The sequence below is a fragment of the Aeromonas sp. s6 genome, from assembly GCF_040907815.1.
Lineage (GTDB): Bacteria > Pseudomonadota > Gammaproteobacteria > Enterobacterales > Aeromonadaceae > Aeromonas > Aeromonas caviae.
Window position 1 is genome coordinate 157539 of the sequence record NZ_JBFOCN010000095.1, and the last position, 19679, is coordinate 177217.

Sequence of the window (19679 nt, forward strand, 5' to 3'; positions counted from 1 at the left end):
CATTTGGTCAAGATCTGTTATCAGGCCGCTTCTGCAGCCAGCTTGCCATTGCCACGCACCATGACACCGAGGCCACAGGCCAGCAGGGTCGGCAGCAACCAGGCCAGGCCTTTGTCAAACAGCGGCAGGAAGGCGAAAGCATCCATCTTCATGCCGGCGGCGCCCAGGCCGTCCAGGCAGCCGAACAGGAAGGCGACCAGCAGCACGGAGCGGAACACCAGGCGGGGGCGACCGAAGTAACCCTTCAGGAAGGTGACCAGTACCAGCGCCACGGCAACCGGGTAGATGGCGACCAGCACCGGAATGGAGAGGCTGATGAGCTGGCTCAGGCCCACGTTGGCCACGATGCCGCAGATGACACCCAGCAGCACGACCAGCTTCTTGTAGCTCATGCCGGTCAGGTTGTGGAAGAAGTCGGAGCAGGCGGAGATGAGGCCGACGGCCGTGGTGAAGCAGGCCAGGGTGATGATGGCTGCCAGGATGAACTGACCCGGTTGGCCGAACAGACTCAGCACGTAGGCGTTGACGATGGCACCGCCGTTGCTCACGTCGGTGGCGACGCTGGCAGCGGTGTTGCCCAGCTGGAACAGGGAGACATAGACCACGGAGAGACCGATGGCGGAGATGATGCCCGCGATGGCCAGGTACTTGAACTGGCTCTGGTAGTCATGGATGCCTTTCTGGCGCAGTAGGTCGACGATCAGGGCACCGAACATCAGGGACGCCAGGGTGTCCATGGTGTTGTAGCCTTCCAGAATGCCCTTCACGAAGGGGGTGCTCTGGTAGTCACCGGATGCGGCAGGCATGCTTCCTTGCGGTGCGACGAAGACACCGATGGCCAGAGTCAGCAGCAGCAGCATCAGCAGCGGGGTCAGGTACTTGCCGATGGCATCCATCAGCTTGCCCTGGTTGAGGGAGACCAGGATGGCCACGCCGAAGAACAGTACTGTGTAGGCAGCCAGACCGGATGGTCCCATGTCGCCAAGGAAGGGCTTGAGGCCCATCTCGTAGGCCACCAGGCCGGTACGGGGGGCGGCGAAGGCCGGGCCGATGATGATGTAGATGGCGACGGCCAGTGCGGTGGCCACGCCGGCCGGCAGCAGCTTGGTCATGCCGGCCCAGCCGTTGCCAGCCTTGGCGACGGCGATGATGGTGATGAGGGGCAGGCCCACGGCGGTGACCAGGAAGCCCAGCATGGCCAGGGAGAGGTGCTCACCCGCCATGAAGCCGGCCAGGGGCGGGAAGATGATGTTGCCTGCGCCCAGATAGAACGCAAAGGTCATGAAGCCCAATCCGAGTACATCGGACAATGTGAGTGATTTCGTCAAGTTCAACCTCGTCTGTCTTGTAAACTATTGCTTGTTATAGTTTTTTATTTGTCAGTGACCGGCACTTTCCGGGGGTAAAAAAAAGAGCCCCGCTGGTTTTTTCATCGCGACCAGTGGTTTGAACTGGTCTTGAGCGGGCGCTCATTTAGCAGTCAGCATAATGATGTGAAAAAATAGTTCAAGGCAAAATTTACATCTTCAAATAGAAGGGGCTGGTTAGTTGGATATATCTGTCGGAATAGCCTCCCGTGGCAGAATGGATCACAATTTCACCCCTCTCACACTTGTTTAATCCTCTGCCAAGCAGCAATAAAACACGATTTGCCTCTTTCCCCTCTCTGGTGGTAACAGCCAGATAACAACGCTCATACAGATCATAACTCGACGAAATGCATAAAATTTCATCCGCCATCGCCGTGGGCAGCACCAGGGCCAGTTGCCCGGTACGGCTCAGCAGGCGATCGCTGGCGGCCAGCAATCCCCTGGGGTCGAGCCCCCCGGTATGTCGCGCCAGAGCCCTGGCCGGATCGCGAAGTGTCTGGCCTGCCGGGAAATAGGGCGGGTTGGAGACGATGAGATCGTAAGGGGGGGCGAGGTGATCCTGAATGGCGCTCTCTATGATGGTGACCCGCTCACGCCAGGGGGAGGCCGTCACATTCTCATGGGCCTGCATGGCTGCATCCTTATCCAGCTCCACCCCGTCTATGTGGCAGTCGTTCGTGCTGCGCTGGGCCAGCATCAGGGCGATGAGGCCGCTGCCGGTGCCGATGTCCAGCACCCGGCGGGCGCTGTCGACCGGCGCCCAGGCTCCCAGCAGAATGCCGTCCGTACCGACCTTCATGGCGCAGCGGTCGTGATCGATGTGAAATTGCTTGAACGTGAAACCGTTGTTGCGCCCCATTCGGCCCTCCTCCTGTGCCTGCCCGCGGAAAATGGCCGGCGATTATAGCGGCTAAGCCACAGTCACCATAGGAGCCGGCGGCATAATCGCCTATAATCTGCCGCTTCCTTAATGACCGAGTATTGCCATGAGCCAGTCCTTTGATGATTTCGACCTGAATCCAGCCCTCAGTCGGGCCTTGGCCGAGATGGGATTCACCCGCCCCACCACCATCCAGCAGATGGTGCTGGAGCCAGCCCTGGACGGCCGCGATATTCTGGCTTCTGCGCCGACCGGAACCGGCAAGACCGCCGCCTTCCTGCTGCCCGCGATGCAGCACCTGCTGGACTTCCCGCGTCGCAAGCCGGGTCCGTGCCGCATGCTGATCCTGACTCCGACCCGCGAGCTCGCGCTGCAGGTGAGTGCTCACGCCAAGGCCCTGGCGGTGCACACCCATCTCAGCATCGAGACCATCATCGGTGGCGTCAGCCATGAAGAGCAGCTGCCTGCCCTGACCAAGACCACCGACATCGTGGTGGCCACCCCTGGCCGTCTGCTCGAGTACATCGAGAAAGAGGAGTTCGAGAGCCACGACATCGAGGTGCTGGTGCTGGATGAAGCGGACCGGATGCTGGACATGGGCTTCATCAAGGACGTGAACCGCATCGTGGAAGAGGCGCGCTACCGCAAACACACCATGCTCTTCTCCGCCACCCTGGAAGGGGCCGGCCTCGAGAAGTTTGCGAGCGAGATCCTCAAAGATCCGGTTGAGCTGCACGCCGAGCCGCCCCGCAGCGAGCGCCGCCCCATCACCCAGTGGATCCACCTGGCCGATGATGCCGCCCACAAGCTGGCTCTGCTGGTGCACATCCTGAAAAACCCGGAGACCCAGAAGGCCATCATCTTCGTCAAGACCCGTGAGCGACTGGCGGAGCTTTCCGGCCAGTTGCAGGCGGCAGGCGTGCCCTGCGCCTGGATCCGTGGCGAGATGGAGCAGGCCAAGCGCATCGAGTCTATCCGCAAGTTCCACGAAGGGGAGGTGCCCTTCCTCATCGCCACCGACGTGGCCGCCCGCGGCATCGACCTGCCGAACGTCAGCCATGTCATCAACTACGACATGCCCTACGGCGCGGATGTCTATGTGCACCGCATCGGTCGTACCGGTCGTGCCGGCAACCGTGGCTGCGCCATCAGCCTGGTGGAAGCTCACGACATGGCCATGGTCGCCAAGATCGAACGCTACACCGAGGAGCGCCTCAAGCGCCGGGTGATCGATGAGCTGCGCCCCAGACACAAGGAAGCGCGGGTGCCGGTGAAGAAGAAAAAGCCGAAGGATGCCAAGAAGTCGGCAAAGAAGAAAAAGAAGTAATGCCCCCGAGCACAGTTGAAACGGCCATCCCAGGATGGCCGTTTTGCTGTCTGCTGCCTGGGGAGTGGCCTGAGAGAGGCGCAGAAAAAAGCCGACGCAAGGACGTCGGCCAACAAAAAGTGCTTACAACAGAGGATTCACAGAGTCAGACCCGAGGATCTCCGACTTGGTTCCCTTGAATGTGTAATTAATTTTCAGCGCGCTTGAACATCAGGGTATTGGCGTCGGACTCTTCCGGTACAAAGTAGTAGCCGTCGGCATTGAAACCGGTCAGCTGTTCCACCCGGGTGAGCCGATGCTTGATGATATGGCGTGCCATCATGCCGCGGGCCTTCTTGGCGTAGAAGCTGATGATCTTGAACTGGCCGTTCTTCTCGTCCTTGAAGACCGGGGTGATGATGCGCCCCTGCAGGGCTTTCGGGCGCACCGACTTGAAATACTCGTCGGAGGCGAGGTTGATCAGTACGTCGTCCCCCTGGGCTGCCAGCGCCTTGTTCAGGTGCGCAGTGATGATGTCGCCCCAGAACTGGTAGAGGTCCTTGCCGCGCTGGTTGTCGAGGCGGATCCCCATCTCCAGGCGGTAGGGCATCATGAGGTCAAGCGGCCGCAGTACGCCATAAAGGCCGGAGAGCATGCGCAGGTGGGCCTGGGCGAAGTCGAGGTCGGCCTCGCTGAAATCTTCTACGGCCAGACCGGTGTAGACGTCCCCCTTGAAGGCCAGCAGCGCCTGGCGGGCGTTGGCCGGCGTGAAGTCAGGCTGCCACTCGGCAAAGCGGGCGGCGTTGAGGCCGGCGAGCTTGTCGCTGATCTTCATCAGGCTGGCGATCTGGTCCGGGCTCAGTTGACGAGCCCGGGTGATCAGTGCTGCGGAGTGGTCCAGCAGTTCGGGTTGGGTGAAACGGGAGGTCACCAGGGGTGACTCGTAATCCAGCGTCTTGGCCGGGGAAACCACAATCAGCATAACTGTCCTTTACTAGCGGTGACGCACACCCCTCATTCATCCAGGGTCACGTTGTCGAGAGTGCCTGCGCCCAGCTGCTCGCGACCCGACAGCTTGATGAGCAGTCGCAGGTCGTTGGCGGAGTCGGCATGGGCAAGGGCCTCACTGTAGCCAATTTGGCCGGCGCAGAACAGGCCGAACAGCGCCTGATCGAAGGTCTGCATGCCGAGCTCGCCGGATTTGGTCATCACCTCCTTGAGTCTGTGCATCTCTCCCTTGCGGATGATGTCGGTGACGAGCGGGGTGTTGAGCAGGATCTCGAAGGCGGCGACCCGGCGCTGCCCGTGAGCGGAGGGGAGCAGCTGCTGGGCGACGATGGCGCGCAGGTTGAAGGAGAGATCGAACAGGAACTGGCGGTGCTTCTCCTGGGGGACCAGATGCAGGATGCGATCCAGCGCCTGGTTGGCATTGTTGGCGTGCAAGGTGGCGAGGCAGAGGTGCCCCGTCTCGGCGAACTGGATGGCGAATTCCATGGTCTCCTGGGAGCGGATTTCACCGATGAGGATGACATCCGGGGCCTGGCGCAGGGAGTTTTTGAGGGCGACATCGAAGGATGCGGTGTCGATCCCCACCTCCCGCTGGGTCACCAGACAGCGATCGTGCTGATGGACGAACTCCACCGGATCCTCCACCGTCAGGATGTGGCCGTCACCGTGCTGGTTGCGAAAGCCGATCATGGCCGCCTGGGTGGTGGACTTGCCGGCGCCAGTGGCGCCGACGAAGAGCACCAGCCCGCGTTTGGCCATGGCGACCTCCTGCAGGATGGGAGGCAGCACCAGCTCGTCAAAGGTGGGGATGCGGGTCTCGATGCGGCGCAGCACCATGCCCGGCATATCCTGTTGCCAGAAGGCGCTGACCCGAAAGCGCCCCAGCGAGCCCCGCTGGATGGCGTAGTTGGCCTCGCGGGTGTGCAGGAAGCGCTCGAAGTGGGTCTCGTCCAGGCTCTCCCTGATCAACGCCAGCGCCGTCGTCTTGTCGAGGGGAGCCGGCCCGAGCGACACCAGACGCCCGTTGACCTTGAGGGTCGGGGGGGCATCGACCGTGATGAAGAGATCCGAGCCCTTTTGTTCAACCAGTGCGGCGAGCAGAACATCCATGTTCATGGCGACTCCTTGGGTGTGCGAGCTTAAATGGTATTGGGATCGACCGCCTTGGCCTTGGCATCGAGGGAGGCGACGACCCCCCGGTTGACCAGCTGCTTGAGGCTCTGGTCCATGGTCTGCATGCCGTGGGTCATCCCGGTCTGGATGACGGAATAGAGCTGGGCCACCTTGTCTTCCCGGATGAGGTTTCGCACCGCCGGGATCCCCAGCATGATCTCGTGGGCCGCCACACGGCCGCCACCGATACGCTTGAGCAGGGTCTGGGAGATGACCGCCCGCAGGGATTCGGAGAGCATGGATCGCACCATGTCCTTCTCCGAGCCGGGGAAGACGTCGATGATACGGTCGATGGTCTTGGCAGCCGAGGAGGTGTGCAGGGTGCCAAACACCAGGTGACCGGTTTCGGCGGCGGTCATGGCGAGGCGGATGGTTTCGAGGTCCCGCATTTCACCTACCAGGATGATATCCGGGTCTTCCCGCAGGGCCGAGCGCAGGGCGTTGCTGAAGCTCTTGGTGTCGCGGTGTACTTCCCGCTGGTTCACCAGGCAGCGCTTGTTCTCGTGCACGAATTCGATGGGATCCTCGATGGTGAGGATGTGGTGGTGGAAGTTGTCATTGATGTAATCGACCATGGCGGCCAGGGTGGTGGATTTGCCCGAGCCGGTGGGCCCAGTCACCAGCACCAGGCCGCGAGGGTACTCCGCTATCTTGCGAAATATCTCCGGCGCCCCCAGATCGTCCAGGGTCAGAACGGTGCTCGGGATGGTACGAAACACGGCGCCCGAGCCGCGCGCCTGCTGGAAGGCGTTGACCCGAAAGCGTGCCATGCCGGGTACTTCGAAGGAGAAGTCCACCTCGAAGTTCTCCTCCAGCTCCTTGCGCTGGTGGTCATTCATGATGTCGTAAATGAGAGCATGGACTTCCCGGTGATCCAGGGCGGGCAAATTGATCTTGCGAACCTCCCCATCAACCCTGATCATCGGGGGGACCCCGGCCGAGAGGTGTAGATCCGAGGCCTTATGCTTTACACTGAATGCCAATAACTCTGTGATATCCATAGATTTGTTATTCTCCCATCACAAGATTACGAACGAAATATGAGCCAGATTGCCCAGCACCTGCTTCAGGTAAAGGAACGTATTGTAGAGGCTGCCCGGCGTGTTGGCCGCAGCCCAGATCACATCCAGTTGCTTGCTGTCAGCAAAACCAAGCCGCTGGGGGACATTCAGGCTGCCTATGCCGCCGGTCAGCGGCGCTTTGGCGAATCCTACGCCCAGGAGGCCGCGCTCAAGATTGATGCCTTGCGCGAGCAGAACGCCTGTACAGACATAGAGTGGCACTTTATCGGTCCGCTGCAATCGAACAAGTCCAAGCTGGTGGCGGAGCGGTTCGACTGGGTTCAAAGTGTCGATCGCGACAAGCTCATCGAACGCCTCAACAATCAGAGACCGGGTGGGCTCGCGCCGCTAAATATCTGTCTGCAAATCAATATTAGCGGAGAGAGCAGCAAATCCGGTACGTCGGAGCAAGAGATTTTCCGCCTGGCCTCCCTGGTGGCCCAAAGCGAGCGGCTGCGGTTGCGCGGCCTGATGGCCATCCCCGAGCATACCCGCGACGAGGGGGTGCTGGCGGCCCAGATGGCGCGCATGCAGGCTCTGTTCACCGAGCTTGCGCAACAATACCCGAGCGTCGACACCCTTTCGATGGGGATGACCGAGGATCTCGAGCCGGCCATTGCCCATGGCAGCACCATGGTGCGGGTCGGGACCGCCATCTTCGGGGCCCGCGACTATTCATGAGCAAGAGCCGGGGCGAGAAACACCCCGGTCGTGCTTTGTTCAGGTAAACAGGCGCGTGTGATGCTGTCAGCCCGCACAGGCTGGGTCGGCATCCGCTGCGATGTCAGTAACAGGAGTGTTTGATGCAGCAGAGAACCCTCGCCTTCATCGGGGCAGGCAACATGAGCCGCAGTATCATTGCCGGCCTCATCCAGGCGGGCTACCCGGCAGAGCGTATCATCGCCGCCAATCCCAGCCGCCCCAAGCTGGACGAACTGGCCAGCCAGTTCGGCATCCGTATCACCCAGGACAACGCCGAGGCGGCCCGGGAGGCCGAGGTGATCGTGCTGGCGGTCAAGCCCCAGCTGATGGCGGGCATGCTGACGGCGCTGGTGGCCGAGCTTGGCTCGCTGGATGGCAAGTTGCTCATCTCCATCGCTGCCGGCATTCGCGTCGCGCGCTTGCAGGAGATGGCGGGTGGTCACGATCGCATCATTCGCACCATGCCCAACACCCCCTCCTTGCTGGGGCTGGGGATGACCGGGCTCTATGCACCGCCCGCCATCGGGCAGGCCGATCGGGCGGTGGCCGAACAGATGATGCAATCCGTGGGCAAGACCCTCTGGGTGGATGAGGAGGCCGGCATCAACGGCGTCATTGCGGCGGCGGGCAGTGCCCCGGCCTACTTCTTCCTGTTCATGCAGGCGATTGCCGAGGAGGCCGAGGCCATGGGCTTTACGCCGGAGCAGGCCCGCCTGCTGGTGCAGCAAACCGCCCTGGGAGCGGCCGCCATGGTGGAGCAGAATCCCGAGCTGTCGCTGCAGACCCTGCGCGAGCAGGTGACCAGCAAGGGCGGGACCACGGCCGAGGCCGTCAAGACATTCCAGGAGCAGGGGCTGATGCCGCTGACCGCAAGAGCCATGCAGGCGGCCGTTACCCGGGCCGGCGAAATGGAAACCCTTTTCTGAATCCCTTTTAGCAAGGAGCCCGGATGAACACGGCTTACTTTTTGATTAACACTGTCTTTGATCTCTACCTTATGGTGGTGCTGCTGCGGGTCTGGCTGCAGTGGGCGCGGGCCGACTTCTACAACCCCATGAGCCAGATGGTGGTCAAGCTGACCAACCCGCTAGTGGTGCCCCTGCGCCGCGTCATCCCGGGTTTTGGCGGGCTGGACATGGCCTCTGTGCTGCTGGCGCTGCTGATCGCCTTTGGCAAATTGGTCCTGCTCAAGAGCATGAATGTGCTGCAGGCGGACTGGCTCACTCTCTGTCTGTTTGCGACGCTCACCGTGCTGAAGAAAGCGGGTTCCATGATCTTCTGGATCCTGCTGATCCGCGCCATCCTGAGCTGGGTCAGCCAGGGTCGCAACCCCATTGAATACGTGATGCACCAGCTCACTGAACCCTTCCTGGCCCCCATTCGTCGCATCCTGCCTGCACTGGGCGGGCTGGATCTCTCCGTGCTGGTCGCTTTCATCGCGCTGCAGGCCATCAACTACCTGATGGGGGATCTGTTCGGCCAGTTGTGGTGGATGATCTGATGCCCGCCGTCCTGCTGGAAGGGGACGAGCTGGTGTTGCATCTGATGATCCAGCCCAAGGCGAGCCGGGATCAGATCATCGGATTGCACGGTGACGAGTTGAAAGTGGCCATCACGGCACCGCCGGTGGATGGTCAGGCCAACAGTCACCTGATCAAGTACCTGGCCAAGCAGTGCAAGGTGGCCAAGGGGCAGGTTCGCATCCTGCGGGGGGAGCTGGGTCGGCACAAGACGGTCGCCATCGACGCGCCAAAGCAGATACCCGCCGAGATTGCCGCTCTGCTCGATAATCAGGGTTGATACGAGAGGGATGACATCATGAAAACAGCCTGGATGAGTTGCCTGCTGGCACTCCTGATGACGCTGCCGCTGCGGGCTGAGCAGATGCAGGAGCTGGGCCCCTGGAAAGTGCACTACAGCGCGTTCAACTCCAGCTTCCTCACCCCCGAGGTAGCCAGGACCTATGGCCTGGAGCGCAGCCGCTATAACGGCATCGTCAATATCGCGGTGCAGAACAAGCAGGGGGTGGCACAGGCGGTGGGGATCAGCGGCGAAGCCCGCAATCTGACCGGCACACTTCGCCCCCTGAATTTTCAGGAGGTGAAAGAGGGGAATGCCATCTATTACCTGGCAGTGCTGCCCTATCGCAATGAGGACACCTACCAGTTCACCCTGAAGATCATGGGGGAGGGGCAGCAGCAGACGCTGACCTTCCAGCAGACCTTCTACGTCGACTAGATTGTAGGGTGAATGCAGATGCCCTGCCCCCACGGGGGCGGGGCATTTTTTTGCCCGGTGAACCGGTACTCGACGTCAGTGGCTGGCCAGGGGATAGGTAAACAGGGCCAGGTGGGCGAAGTTGAACAGGAAGTGGAGCAGGATGGCGACACTGAGGCTCCCGCTCAGCTGGAACGCCAGGCCATAGCAGGCCCCCGCCAGCGCGGCGAACAACACCAGCAACGGGCCACCTGCAAGATGGGCTGCGCCGAACAGCAGGCTGGCGACCAGGAGACCTGCCCAGGGCGTGCTTCGGCTTGCCACCCCTTGCTGGATGCATCCCCGGAACAGCGCTTCTTCCGCCACACAGGTGAACAGCAGGTTGTTGAACGCGAACAGCCACCACCAGTGGGGCAGTCCCGCTTCGGGTTTGAGGGCGCCCAGTTGCCAGGCGGTGATGAGCAGGGCCGCGAGCGGCAGGATGAGCAGGGCCAGCGGCCGCCAGCGCATCGTTCCACCCGGGCCGAGCAGGCCGGGGATGGCCAGCAGCAGGGCGAAGAAAATGAGCGGCTTGTCCAGATTGAGGTAAAGGGTGAAGGGCACGCTGGCCGGGCCCGCCTGTACCTTGTCGAGCACCCTGAGATTGTCAAAGCCGGGCACCAGATGCAGCGTCAGGGCGAGGGACCACAGCAGGATCAGCGTCAGTGCGACGCCACGCCAGGGTGGGGGCAGGGTGGGGGTACGCCAGGCCAGCAGCAGACCGGCGAGGCTGACAAGAGCGGCGAGGGGCGCGAGTCGCTCAAGCCAGAGGGCGGTGAGCAGGGCTAGTCCCAGCAGGAGCATGCCGGGCCTGGTCCGGCGGGCGAGGCAGCAGAGTACGGCGAGCCCCAGGACGAGCCAGATGAGGATATCGGGGAGTGGTAACATCGAGTCTCCTTGTATGAATGAAGGGCGCACCTTAACGATCCCCATGGTCTGGTTCAAGGAAAAGGGACTGGCCGGCAGAAGACGCGCAATGAAAAGCCGGAGCTGGGCTCCGGCTTGGGCGGCGGCAAGATGTCACCGAGAGAGGCGATGGCCTTCCCGTATCAGCGACCGGACTCGGCGATGACCCGGGCGATGATGTCGGCGCGTTTGCTGGCTTCCAGCTCGCCCAGGGCGATGAGACCGGCCTTGAAGATGACGTTCTTCGGCAGACTGACGTCATCCAGAGTGGTGATGGCCTCGACGTGCATGCCGTTCAGGCGGCTGGCATCGCGCGGGCTCAGGTTGACCTGGGTGTTCAGCACCTGCTTGCCCTTCTTCTTGGGCTGGGCGGGTTTCTTCGGTTGATCCAGCTCGTCTTCCGGCAGTTCGTCATCAAAATCGTAAATGGACATAGTCAATCCTGTTGGGTTGCAAGGGGCATGCTCGCCCGAATGGGGGTAATCAGCCCATATCCTCGTTGCGGATAAAGGCGCGCCAGGAGCCGAGTACCTGGGCAAAATCTTCCAGCCCGCACATGGCCAGCTGTTCATCATCGTAGTAGGCGAGATCGTCGAGATCCTCGTCCTGCTCGATATTGAGGACATTGGCCTTCACCTCGGCTTCCTCGTGGGTCAGCAGCAGGGAGTAGTCGCCCCCCAGCAGCCGGTATTCGGTGCGGGCCCGGCTGGAGAGCTGGTCGATGATGGCGAACAGCTCGTCGAGCTTCTCCTCGTCCTTGCCCACCTCGTCGATCAACCACTGGCCGATGGCTTCATGGCCCATGGAGAACCGGGCGCGATAGCCACCGAACGGGTCGCGGCGAAATTCATAATCCATAGCGGAGTCCATATCGGAGGGTGAAACCACCACGGCGCAAAGCGGCATGATGCCGGATCCTTGATCCATGGTGGGGCACTGATAGCGTAAAGTGGCCTATTCTAGCGATCCCCCCCGCGCTTGTCTTGATGATGTGGGATCTTTAACGGGTGATCCCGGTGATGGCGCACGCCGGGGACCCTGTCAACAAATGGTATGGAGAGGCAATGCAGCTCAACGACGCGCTCGCGCATCAGATAGTCAGCCGGGCGATGAAGATCCTCTCGTTCTCGGTCAATGTCATGGATGAGCGGGGACTCATCATTGCGTCCGGCAATCCGGAGCGGCTGCACCAGCGCCACGAGGGGGCCGTGCTGGCCCTGACCGAGAACCGGGTGGTAGAGATAAGCGAGGCCACCGCCCGGGAGCTCAAGGGGGTGAGGCCTGGCATCAACCTGCCCATCGCCTATCAGGGGGAGCTGCTCGGCGTCATCGGCATCTCTGGGGATCCGGACATCGTGCGTGCTTACGCCGAGCTGGTGCGCATGACCGCCGAGCTCATCCTGGAACAGGCGGCACTCACCGAGCAGTTGCAGTGGGACAAGCGCCACAAGGAGGAGCTGGTGTTGCAGCTCATTCGCGGCGAAGGGCGGGCCGATCAACTGCAACAGGTGGCCCGCTTCCTCGAGCTGGATCTCGCCCAGCCCCGGGTGGTGGCCGTGCTGGCGCTGGAGGAGGCCGAGCCCGCCCAGGTGAGGGAGCTGGTTCACCTGCTGGAAAACCCGGAGCGGGACAACTTGGTGGCCATCAACGGCCTGGACGAGATAGTGGTGCTCAAACCCGCCCAGCTCAGCGACGGCGTCTGGCAGTCGGCGCAGGAGCGCAGCCGGATCCGGCTGCTGCTCTCCCGTATTCCCCATTTCAAGGTTCGCATCGGGGTGGGTGATTACTTCGCCGGCATCCCTGGGCTGGCGCTCTCCTACCAGACGGCGCGAGACACCTTGCGCCGTGGCATGCGCCAGTCGCCCCGCAAGCAGGTCTATTTCTTCGAGGATTACCGGCTCTCAGTGCTGCTCGGCACCCTGGCGGACTCCTGGCAGGCGGATCAGCTACGGGCTCCGCTGCAAAAGCTGGCGCAGGAGGACACAAAGGGAACGCTGCAAAAGACGCTGCGCCAATATTTCTTGCAGGATTGTGATCTGCATCCCTGTGCCGAAGCCCTGTTCATTCACCCCAACACCCTGCGTTATCGACTGACCCGGATAGAGCAGATAACCGGCTTGAATTTCAACAAGTTAGATGACAAATTTCTGCTCTATCTCGGGCTCAGTCTCGATAGCTGATTTGTCTTTTCCAACAAAAATACAAGGCCGGTAAATGCTTTTTTTGGTTTTATGGCCAAAGCATTCCAGGCGGGGATCCCCATAATGGCGCCACTCATTACAACAACAAGGTGCCCGTCATGATCCCAGTCTCCGCGCTCGGCGCGCTCGCCGCGCTTTCCATCGCCATCTTCCTCATCCTGAAGAAGGTGCCGCCCGCTTACGGCATGATTGTCGGTGCCCTGGCCGGTGGCCTGATCGGTGGCGCCGACCTGACCCAGACCGTCGCCCTGATGATCGGCGGCGCCCAGGGGATCACCACGGCGGTGATGCGGATCCTGGCGGCGGGTGTGCTGGCCGGGGTGCTCATCGAATCGGGCGCCGCCACCACCATCGCCGAGACCATCGTCAAGAAACTCGGCGAAACCCGCGCCCTGCTGGCCCTGGCGCTGGCCACCCTGATCCTGACCGCGGTCGGCGTCTTCGTGGACGTGGCCGTCATCACGGTCGCCCCCATTGCGCTGGCCATCGCCCGCCGTGCCGATCTCTCCAAGGCGGCCATCCTGCTGGCGATGATAGGCGGTGGCAAGGCGGGCAACGTCATGTCTCCCAACCCCAACGCCATCGCGGCAGCCGATGCCTTCCACCTGCCTCTCACCTCGGTGATGGCGGCGGGCATCATTCCCGGCCTGTTCGGTCTGGTGATGGCCTACTGGCTCGCCAAGCGCCTCAACAACCGGGGCAGCAAGGTGGCCGCCGACGAGGTGGTGAGCTTTGACGGTGCCAAGTTGCCCGGCTTTGCCGCCGCCATCAGTGCGCCCCTGGTCGCCATCCTGCTGCTGGCCCTGCGTCCCATCGCCGGCATCGTGGTGGACCCGCTCATTGCGCTGCCTCTCGGCGGCCTGGTCGGTGCCCTGATGATGGGCAAGTTCACCAAGGTGAACCAGTTTGCCGTCTCGGGCCTGGCCCGCATGGCGCCGGTGGCCATCATGCTGCTGGGGACGGGTACCCTGGCGGGCATCATCGCCAACTCCGGCCTGAAAGATGTGCTCATCAGCGGCCTGACCGCCTCCGGTCTGCCCTCCTATCTGCTGGCCCCCATCTCCGGAGCCCTGATGTCGCTGGCGACCGCCTCGACCACGGCCGGGACCGTGGTGGCCTCCAACGTGTTCAGCGCCACTCTGATTGAACTGGGGATCAGCAGCCTGGCAGGGGCCGCCATGATCCACGCCGGCGCCACCGTGTTTGACCACATGCCCCACGGCTCCTTCTTCCATGCCACCGGCGGCAGCGTCCACATGGGCGTCGGCGAGCGACTCAAGCTCATCCCCTACGAAACCGCGGTCGGTCTGACCATCGCCGTTGTCTCCACCCTGATGTTTGGCGTGTTTGGCCTCGCCTAAGGAACTGATATGAAAATTGTGATCGCCCCCGATTCATTCAAGGAGAGCCTGAGCGCCATGGCGGTGGCCGATGCCATCGAGGCCGGTTTCAAGCAGGTGCTGCCGGATGCCACCTACGTCAAGCTGCCCATGGCCGATGGCGGCGAGGGGACGGTGCAGTCTCTGGTGGATGCCACCGGTGGTCGCATCCTGCCGGTCGAGGTGACCGCCCCCCTCGGCAACAGGGTGCAGGGCTTCGTGGGCCTGCTGGGGGATGGCAAGCGCGCCGTCATCGAGATGGCGGCGGCCTCCGGCCTCCATCTGGTGGCGCCCGAGCTGCGCAATCCGCGGCTCACCTCCAGTGTCGGCACCGGGGAGCTGATCCTGGCCGCGCTGGAGATGGGGGTGAACCACCTCATCCTCGGCATCGGCGGCAGCGCCACCAATGACGGCGGTGCCGGCATGATCCAGGCACTCGGCGGCAAGCTCCTGAAAGCAGATGGTACCCCCATCGCGCCGGGCGGTGCCGGTCTGGCCGAGCTGGCCACCATCGACCTGAGCGGGCTGGATCCCCGTCTGACCGGACTCACCATCGAGGTGGCCTGCGACGTGGACAATCCGCTGTGCGGCCCGAAAGGGGCGTCCGCCGTGTTCGGTCCGCAGAAGGGGGCAACTCCCGAGATGGTGGCCGAGCTGGATGCCAATCTGGCCCGTTACGCGGACTGCATCGAGCAGGCGCTTGGCAAGCAGGTGAAGGAGATCCCGGGAACGGGGGCCGCAGGCGGCATGGGGGCAGCCCTGGTGGGGCTGCTCGGCGCCGAGCTCAAACCCGGCATCCGGATCGTCATCGAGGCGCTGAACCTGGCCGAGGCGGTGGCCGATGCGGATCTGGTCATCACCGGCGAGGGCCGCATCGACAGCCAGACCATCCACGGCAAGACGCCCATCGGGGTGGCTCGCTGTGCCAAGCAGTTCGGCAAGCCGGTGATCGGCATCGCCGGATGCCTCACCGATGACTGCGGCGTGGTGCACGAGCACGGGCTGGATGCGGTGTTCGCCGTGGTCAATCGGGCCATGTCCCTGCCGGAGGCGCTGGCCACCGCCACCACCAACCTGCAGCTCACGGCTCGCAACGTGGCGGCTCTCTACCTGCTGCGCAAATGACCCTCTCTCCTGGCCGATGCGGTGCATCGGCCTGACCCTGCCCCGTGCAGCAGAGTGAGCGGCCCGGCGTGGCACCTCTGACGCACTTGCCGATCCTTGGGTCGGCTTTTTTTATTATCCTGCTGTCTTTCATATGGTTTTTGTATTCTGACAAGGGGCTTTGCGGCATAGTGATCTCCCGACAGTGAGGGAGCCACGAGAAACAAGGCCCGCCTGAGGGAGGGCTTCCCATTCCGGGGGGCAATATGCGAGGAGCGAGCCATGATCCTGCTGACCCTGGGGGTGGTGTTGTTCACCCTGATCCATCTCTACCCCTGTTTCGCGGCACAGCACCGCGCCCGTCTGCGGGATCGACTGGGGGAGAACCGCTACAAGGGGCTCTTCTCGCTGCTGGTGTTCGTCGCCATCGGCTGCATCCTCGCAGGCTGGCGCAGTGCCAGCCCCATGCCCCTCTATTTTCTGCCTGTCTGGGGGCCCACCCTGGTGATGGGGGTCATGCCGATCGCCCTTGTCCTGCTGTGCGCGGGGCAGGGGGCCAACCATTTCCGCCGTTGGCTGGTGCATCCCCAGCTGCTCGGGGTGCTGCTCTGGTCGGGGGCCCATCTGGCGGTAAACAGCGAGGCGCGTTCTCTGGTGCTGTTTGGCGGGCTCGGTCTCTGGGCACTCATCAGCATCGTCTGGATTTCGATGCGGGAGTGGGGTCGTCACCCCCGTGCCGCCGCCACCTGGCAGGGGACGGGGATCAGTCTGGGGGCGGGGCTGGCCCTCACGGCTCTGCTTATCTTCTGGGGACACGGCTGGCTGACCGGGATCCCCCTGCACTGATCCCTGAACCAGATTCCGGGGTCTTGCGTATGATGGACAAAACAATGGGAGTCACGTCGATGAAATGGTTCACCCTGCTGCTGATGCTCGGCTCGGGCGCGGTCTCTGCCGCCTGCCCCGATTACTTCAACGTGGAGATGCGGGAGCTCAACAGCACCCAGCGCCACAACCTCTGCCAGTTGACCGAGGGCAAGGTGGTGCTGGTGGTCAACACCGCCTCCTACTGCGGTTACAGCGGTCAGTTCCGGGATCTGGAAGCCCTCTATCAGGGCTACAAGGAGAAAGGACTGATGGTGTTGGGCTTCCCCTCCAACGATTTCTGGCAGGAGGCGGGCAACGAGAACAAGACCGCCGAGGTGTGCCGCCGGGACTACGGGGTGACCTTCCCCATGTTCAACCGGGTGGCGGTGCGGGGTTCGGATGCAGTGCCGCTGTTCAAGGGGCTGGCCGCGGCTGCCGACGGTGATGCGCCCAACTGGAACTTCCACAAGTACCTGGTCGGGCGGGACGGCAAGCTGATTGCGAGCTATGGCGCCAACCAGAATCCGTCGGATGATCCTCTCAAACAGCAGATCATCGATGCCCTGGGGCACTGACCCTACCCCATGGCGGGCCGCTCTGGAATAATGCGGCCCCGCCATCCACTCCGGTGACACCGTGCTGCAACGTCTTCCCCAAATGGTGATCTTCGATGCCCTGGTTCGTGAACAGGGCATCTCGGCGGCTGCGCGCCGCCTCGGGGTCTCCAAATCCCACATCAGCAAGCAGCTCGCCCTGCTGGAAACCGCGCTCGGCGCCCAGCTGGTACAGCGCACTACCCGCCGTTTCGGGCTCACCGAACTGGGTCAGGAGTATGCCCGCCACTGCCGCGCTCTGGTGGCGGTGGCACTGGAGGCGGAGTCCATGGTGGCGGAGCGCCGTGGCAAGGTGAGCGGTGTGCTCCATCTGGGGGTTGGTCAATCCTTCGGGCGGTTGCACGTGATCCCGCGCCTCAAGGCGTTTCAGGCACGTTATCCGGATCTGGAGCTGGAGGTGTCCCTGTTCGATCACCGCACCAATCTGGTGGATGAGGGGCTGGATCTCTGGATCACCACCTACGAGGACAAACCCGAGTCTCTTGTCGGGCTGCGACTGGCAGACATCGGCTTCGTGCTGGTGGCCTCGCCGGATTATCTGCTGAGTCACGGCACGCCACTGCACCCCAGGGATCTGGCCCATCACAATTGCATCACCTACCAGAGCCGGGAGCGGCGCTACCACGAGTGGTCATTTCGCCAGGGCAAGGAGCGCCAGACGGTGCAGGTGGCGGGCAACTATCGGGTGGATCTGGCGGAAGCGGTGCGGGACGCCGCCCTGGCCGGGCTCGGCATCGCCTATGTGGCCAACTACCTGCTGGACAAGGAGCTGCAATCTGGTCAGCTCATCCCTCTGCTGCCCCAGTGGCAACCGAACCAGAAGATGGCGGTGCACGCCGTCTATGCCAGGCGAGAGCATCTGGATCCCAAGATCCGCCTCTTCATCGACTTCCTCAAGGAGAGCTTCGGACCCGGGCCCTACTGGGCGCAGCGACTCGCACCCTGGCTCGGGGGGAAATTGTCCGGCACCGAGGAATAATCGTTTCCATACAAGAACACTGGCGTGAGTGCGGTTTCAAAGTTGTGTCAAATCAGTCAGTTGGCGCAACCGATATCGTGCAAACGTTTTTGCTAACAGGGTTGTAACCCGGCGGGGTTGCGGCGGTGAGGGGAGGGGAGCAGAATCCGCGCCCATCTTCAGCCTCACTGGATGGAATCCCCATGATTGCCCTGCTTGGTATCCTGAGCATCCTGGCCCTGGCCGCACTCTGCTCTGATAATCGTCGTCGTATCCCGTTGCGAACAGTGGGCTTTGCTCTCTGCCTGCAAGTGCTCTTCGCCGCCCTGGTGCTCTGGCTGCCCGCCGGTCAGCAGGTCTTGAACGGTGTCAGCGAGAGCGTCAGCAGCGTCATCGGCTACGGCCAGGAGGGGATTGCCTTCCTGTTCGGGGATCTGGCCAAGTTCAAGCTGGGCTTCATCTTCGCCTTCAACGTGCTGCCGGTGATCATCTTCTTCTCCGCGCTGATCGCCATCCTCTATCACATCGGCCTGATGCCCAAAGTGATCGCCCTGCTCGGCGGCGGCCTGCAGAAATTGCTGGGCACCGGCCGCGCCGAGAGCCTCTCTGCCACCGCCAACATCTTTGTCGGCATGGTGGAAGCGCCGCTGGTGGTCAAACCCTATCTCTCCAGGATGTCCGATTCCCAGTTCTTTGCGGTGATGAGCTGCGGGCTGGCCTCGGTAGCTGGCGGCACCCTGGTGGGCTACGCCAGCATCGGGGTCGAGCTGAAATACCTGATTGCGGCGGCCTTCATGTCCGCCCCTGCCGGGCTTGCCATGGCCAAGATCCTGGTGCCGCCCGCCGCGCAAGAGGAAGATCACCACGAAGACGTGGAGATCCCCCGCGCCACCAACGTCATTGAAGCGGCCGCCGATGGCGCCATGGCGGGTCTCAACATCGCCGTCGCCGTGGGGGCGACCCTGCTGGCCTTCGTCGGCGTGATCGCCCTGCTCAACGGCCTGCTGGGCTGGGCCGGCGACCTGGTGGGGCTGGAGCTGAGCTTCCAGATCATCCTGGGCTGGCTGTTTGCCCCCGTCTCCTGGCTCATCGGCGTCCCCTGGGATCAGGCCCAGGCGGCTGGGGCGCTTATCGGCACCAAGATCGTCATCAACGAGTTCGTCGCCTTCATCGCCCTGGTGCAGGATCAGACCTTGAACGAGTCGAGCAAGGCCATCGTCACCTTCGCCCTGTGTGGTTTCGCCAACATCTCTTCCATGGCGATCCTCATCGGCGGCCTGGGGGCCATGGTGCCGGAGCGCAAGTCCTTCATCGCCCGCTACGGCATGCGCGCCATCCTGGCGGGGGTGCTGGCAAACCTGATGAGCGCCTCCCTGGCAGGCTTGTTCCTCGCCCTCTGATAGACCCTGGAAGTCAGCACCTTCCGGTCATTGCCCGCTTCGGCGGGCTTTTTTGCACCCGCTTGCAGGCAAAAAAAGCGCCTCTGGGGAGGCGCGGGGAAAAGACAGATTGGAAGCGTCACATGGGTGCCACCTGAATGAGGGATGAGCCGTCCCATCCAAGTGTGAAGCCATGATGCCTGATGCTCTCTGAAGCGCTTCTGAGGCGATTCTTCATACTGTGTTCATTTTCAAAATGCTGCGGTAATGTGATTTTTAAATGTTTGATGCTGAAATAAAATAAATAATCAGTGATTTATTTTGTTGTGCTGCTCAAAGGAAAGATGAATCGGGGCGGTGGGCGCGCTCCTGCCATGGGGCGGATCCGGTGGCAGATTATCCCGGTTCCGGCTCAACGCATCACGCAACCATGCTGCAAGATGGCAAGCAACCAGCATGTGATGGGGATGCTGTCCGTCATGAGCAGTGCGACGCGGTCTGCTGTTGGGACCAGC

At 62.4% G+C, this 19679-nt stretch carries 21 protein-coding genes; 13 read left to right on the forward strand and 8 right to left on the reverse strand.

Annotated features, from left to right (window positions below):
• Nucleotides 1-20 precede the first annotated feature (20 nt).
• The gene (brnQ, locus tag AB5Y50_RS15220; RefSeq protein WP_049636536.1) at nt 21-1283 is read right to left on the reverse strand and encodes a branched-chain amino acid transport system II carrier protein; all 1263 of its coding nucleotides are present in this window, start codon (nt 1281-1283) and stop codon (nt 21-23) included.
• Between the two features lie 235 nt (nt 1284-1518).
• Nucleotides 1519-2229 (reverse strand): tRNA1(Val) (adenine(37)-N6)-methyltransferase, encoded by a 711-nt coding sequence (locus tag AB5Y50_RS15225; protein WP_049636473.1) that lies wholly within the window; start codon nt 2227-2229, stop codon nt 1519-1521.
• A 127-nt stretch (nt 2230-2356) separates the two neighbouring features.
• Here AB5Y50_RS15225 and srmB point away from each other — a divergent pair, with 127 nt between their 5' ends.
• Nucleotides 2357-3577: an ATP-dependent RNA helicase SrmB gene (gene srmB, locus AB5Y50_RS15230; protein WP_041210934.1), complete on the forward strand. Its 1221-nt coding sequence runs from the start codon at nt 2357-2359 to the stop codon at nt 3575-3577.
• Between the two features lie 187 nt (nt 3578-3764).
• Here the strand turns inward: srmB and yaaA are convergent, their stop codons facing one another.
• From yaaA to tapT, 3 genes are read right to left on the reverse strand one after another with little or no spacing between them, the layout of a single operon-like run.
• The gene (gene yaaA / locus AB5Y50_RS15235; protein WP_049636472.1) at nt 3765-4538 is read right to left on the reverse strand and encodes a peroxide stress protein YaaA; all 774 of its coding nucleotides are present in this window, start codon (nt 4536-4538) and stop codon (nt 3765-3767) included.
• Nucleotides 4539-4570: 32 nt separating this feature from the next.
• Nucleotides 4571-5680, reverse strand: coding sequence for a PilT/PilU family type 4a pilus ATPase (locus AB5Y50_RS15240; protein WP_041214461.1), 1110 nt, complete (start codon nt 5678-5680; stop codon nt 4571-4573).
• A gap of 23 nt (nt 5681-5703) precedes the next feature.
• A complete protein-coding gene (gene tapT / locus AB5Y50_RS15245) occupies nt 5704-6738 on the reverse strand; it encodes a type IVa pilus ATPase TapT (protein WP_010673050.1) in 1035 nt (344 codons plus the stop codon).
• A 39-nt stretch (nt 6739-6777) separates the two neighbouring features.
• Between tapT and AB5Y50_RS15250 the strand changes: the two genes are divergently transcribed.
• From AB5Y50_RS15250 to AB5Y50_RS15270, 5 genes are all read left to right on the forward strand, one after another.
• Complete coding sequence (locus AB5Y50_RS15250; protein WP_049636471.1) at nt 6778-7479, forward strand: YggS family pyridoxal phosphate-dependent enzyme; 702 nt, start codon at nt 6778-6780, stop codon at nt 7477-7479.
• 122 nt (nt 7480-7601) lie between these two features.
• Nucleotides 7602-8426 carry a pyrroline-5-carboxylate reductase gene (gene proC / locus AB5Y50_RS15255; protein WP_041210938.1) on the forward strand — a complete coding sequence of 275 codons (825 nt, stop codon included), beginning with the start codon at nt 7602-7604 and terminating at the stop codon, nt 8424-8426.
• A gap of 23 nt (nt 8427-8449) precedes the next feature.
• Nucleotides 8450-9001 (forward strand): YggT family protein, encoded by a 552-nt coding sequence (locus AB5Y50_RS15260; RefSeq protein ID WP_010673053.1) that lies wholly within the window; start codon nt 8450-8452, stop codon nt 8999-9001.
• Nucleotides 9001-9300: a DUF167 family protein YggU gene (gene yggU / locus AB5Y50_RS15265; RefSeq protein WP_010673054.1), complete on the forward strand. Its 300-nt coding sequence runs from the start codon at nt 9001-9003 to the stop codon at nt 9298-9300. The genes AB5Y50_RS15260 and yggU overlap by 1 nt, the downstream gene beginning before the upstream one ends.
• Before the next feature lie 18 nt (nt 9301-9318).
• Entirely contained in the window at nt 9319-9738 is a 420-nt protein-coding gene (locus tag AB5Y50_RS15270; protein ID WP_049636470.1) for a DUF4426 domain-containing protein, read from the forward strand.
• Between the two features lie 75 nt (nt 9739-9813).
• On the opposite strand, the gene AB5Y50_RS15275 is transcribed toward AB5Y50_RS15270, so the two are convergent.
• The 3 genes from AB5Y50_RS15275 to AB5Y50_RS15285 form a co-directional block, all read right to left on the reverse strand.
• Nucleotides 9814-10644, reverse strand: a complete 831-nt coding sequence (locus AB5Y50_RS15275; RefSeq protein ID WP_049636469.1) for a CPBP family intramembrane glutamic endopeptidase — start codon at nt 10642-10644, stop codon at nt 9814-9816.
• Nucleotides 10645-10805: 161 nt separating this feature from the next.
• Complete coding sequence (locus AB5Y50_RS15280; protein WP_039039963.1) at nt 10806-11096, reverse strand: hypothetical protein; 291 nt, start codon at nt 11094-11096, stop codon at nt 10806-10808.
• Nucleotides 11097-11145: 49 nt separating this feature from the next.
• Nucleotides 11146-11520: a YacL family protein gene (locus AB5Y50_RS15285; RefSeq protein WP_039039964.1), complete on the reverse strand. Its 375-nt coding sequence runs from the start codon at nt 11518-11520 to the stop codon at nt 11146-11148.
• Between the two features lie 206 nt (nt 11521-11726).
• Between AB5Y50_RS15285 and AB5Y50_RS15290 the strand changes: the two genes are divergently transcribed.
• From AB5Y50_RS15290 to AB5Y50_RS15320, 7 genes are all read left to right on the forward strand, one after another.
• Nucleotides 11727-12842 carry a sugar diacid recognition domain-containing protein gene (locus AB5Y50_RS15290; protein WP_043153036.1) on the forward strand — a complete coding sequence of 372 codons (1116 nt, stop codon included), beginning with the start codon at nt 11727-11729 and terminating at the stop codon, nt 12840-12842.
• Nucleotides 12843-12961: 119 nt separating this feature from the next.
• A complete protein-coding gene (locus tag AB5Y50_RS15295; RefSeq protein ID WP_039039966.1) occupies nt 12962-14224 on the forward strand; it encodes a GntP family permease in 1263 nt (420 codons plus the stop codon).
• A gap of 9 nt (nt 14225-14233) precedes the next feature.
• Nucleotides 14234-15367, forward strand: a complete 1134-nt coding sequence (locus tag AB5Y50_RS15300; protein WP_041210943.1) for a glycerate kinase — start codon at nt 14234-14236, stop codon at nt 15365-15367.
• 261 nt (nt 15368-15628) lie between these two features.
• Nucleotides 15629-16192 (forward strand): NnrU family protein, encoded by a 564-nt coding sequence (locus AB5Y50_RS15305; RefSeq protein WP_049636468.1) that lies wholly within the window; start codon nt 15629-15631, stop codon nt 16190-16192.
• Between the two features lie 59 nt (nt 16193-16251).
• Complete coding sequence (locus AB5Y50_RS15310; protein ID WP_010673063.1) at nt 16252-16788, forward strand: glutathione peroxidase; 537 nt, start codon at nt 16252-16254, stop codon at nt 16786-16788.
• An 82-nt stretch (nt 16789-16870) separates the two neighbouring features.
• A complete protein-coding gene (locus AB5Y50_RS15315; protein ID WP_049636535.1) occupies nt 16871-17806 on the forward strand; it encodes a LysR family transcriptional regulator in 936 nt (311 codons plus the stop codon).
• 182 nt (nt 17807-17988) lie between these two features.
• The gene (locus AB5Y50_RS15320; protein ID WP_041214468.1) at nt 17989-19185 is read left to right on the forward strand and encodes a NupC/NupG family nucleoside CNT transporter; all 1197 of its coding nucleotides are present in this window, start codon (nt 17989-17991) and stop codon (nt 19183-19185) included.
• Nucleotides 19186-19679: the final 494 nt, after the last annotated feature.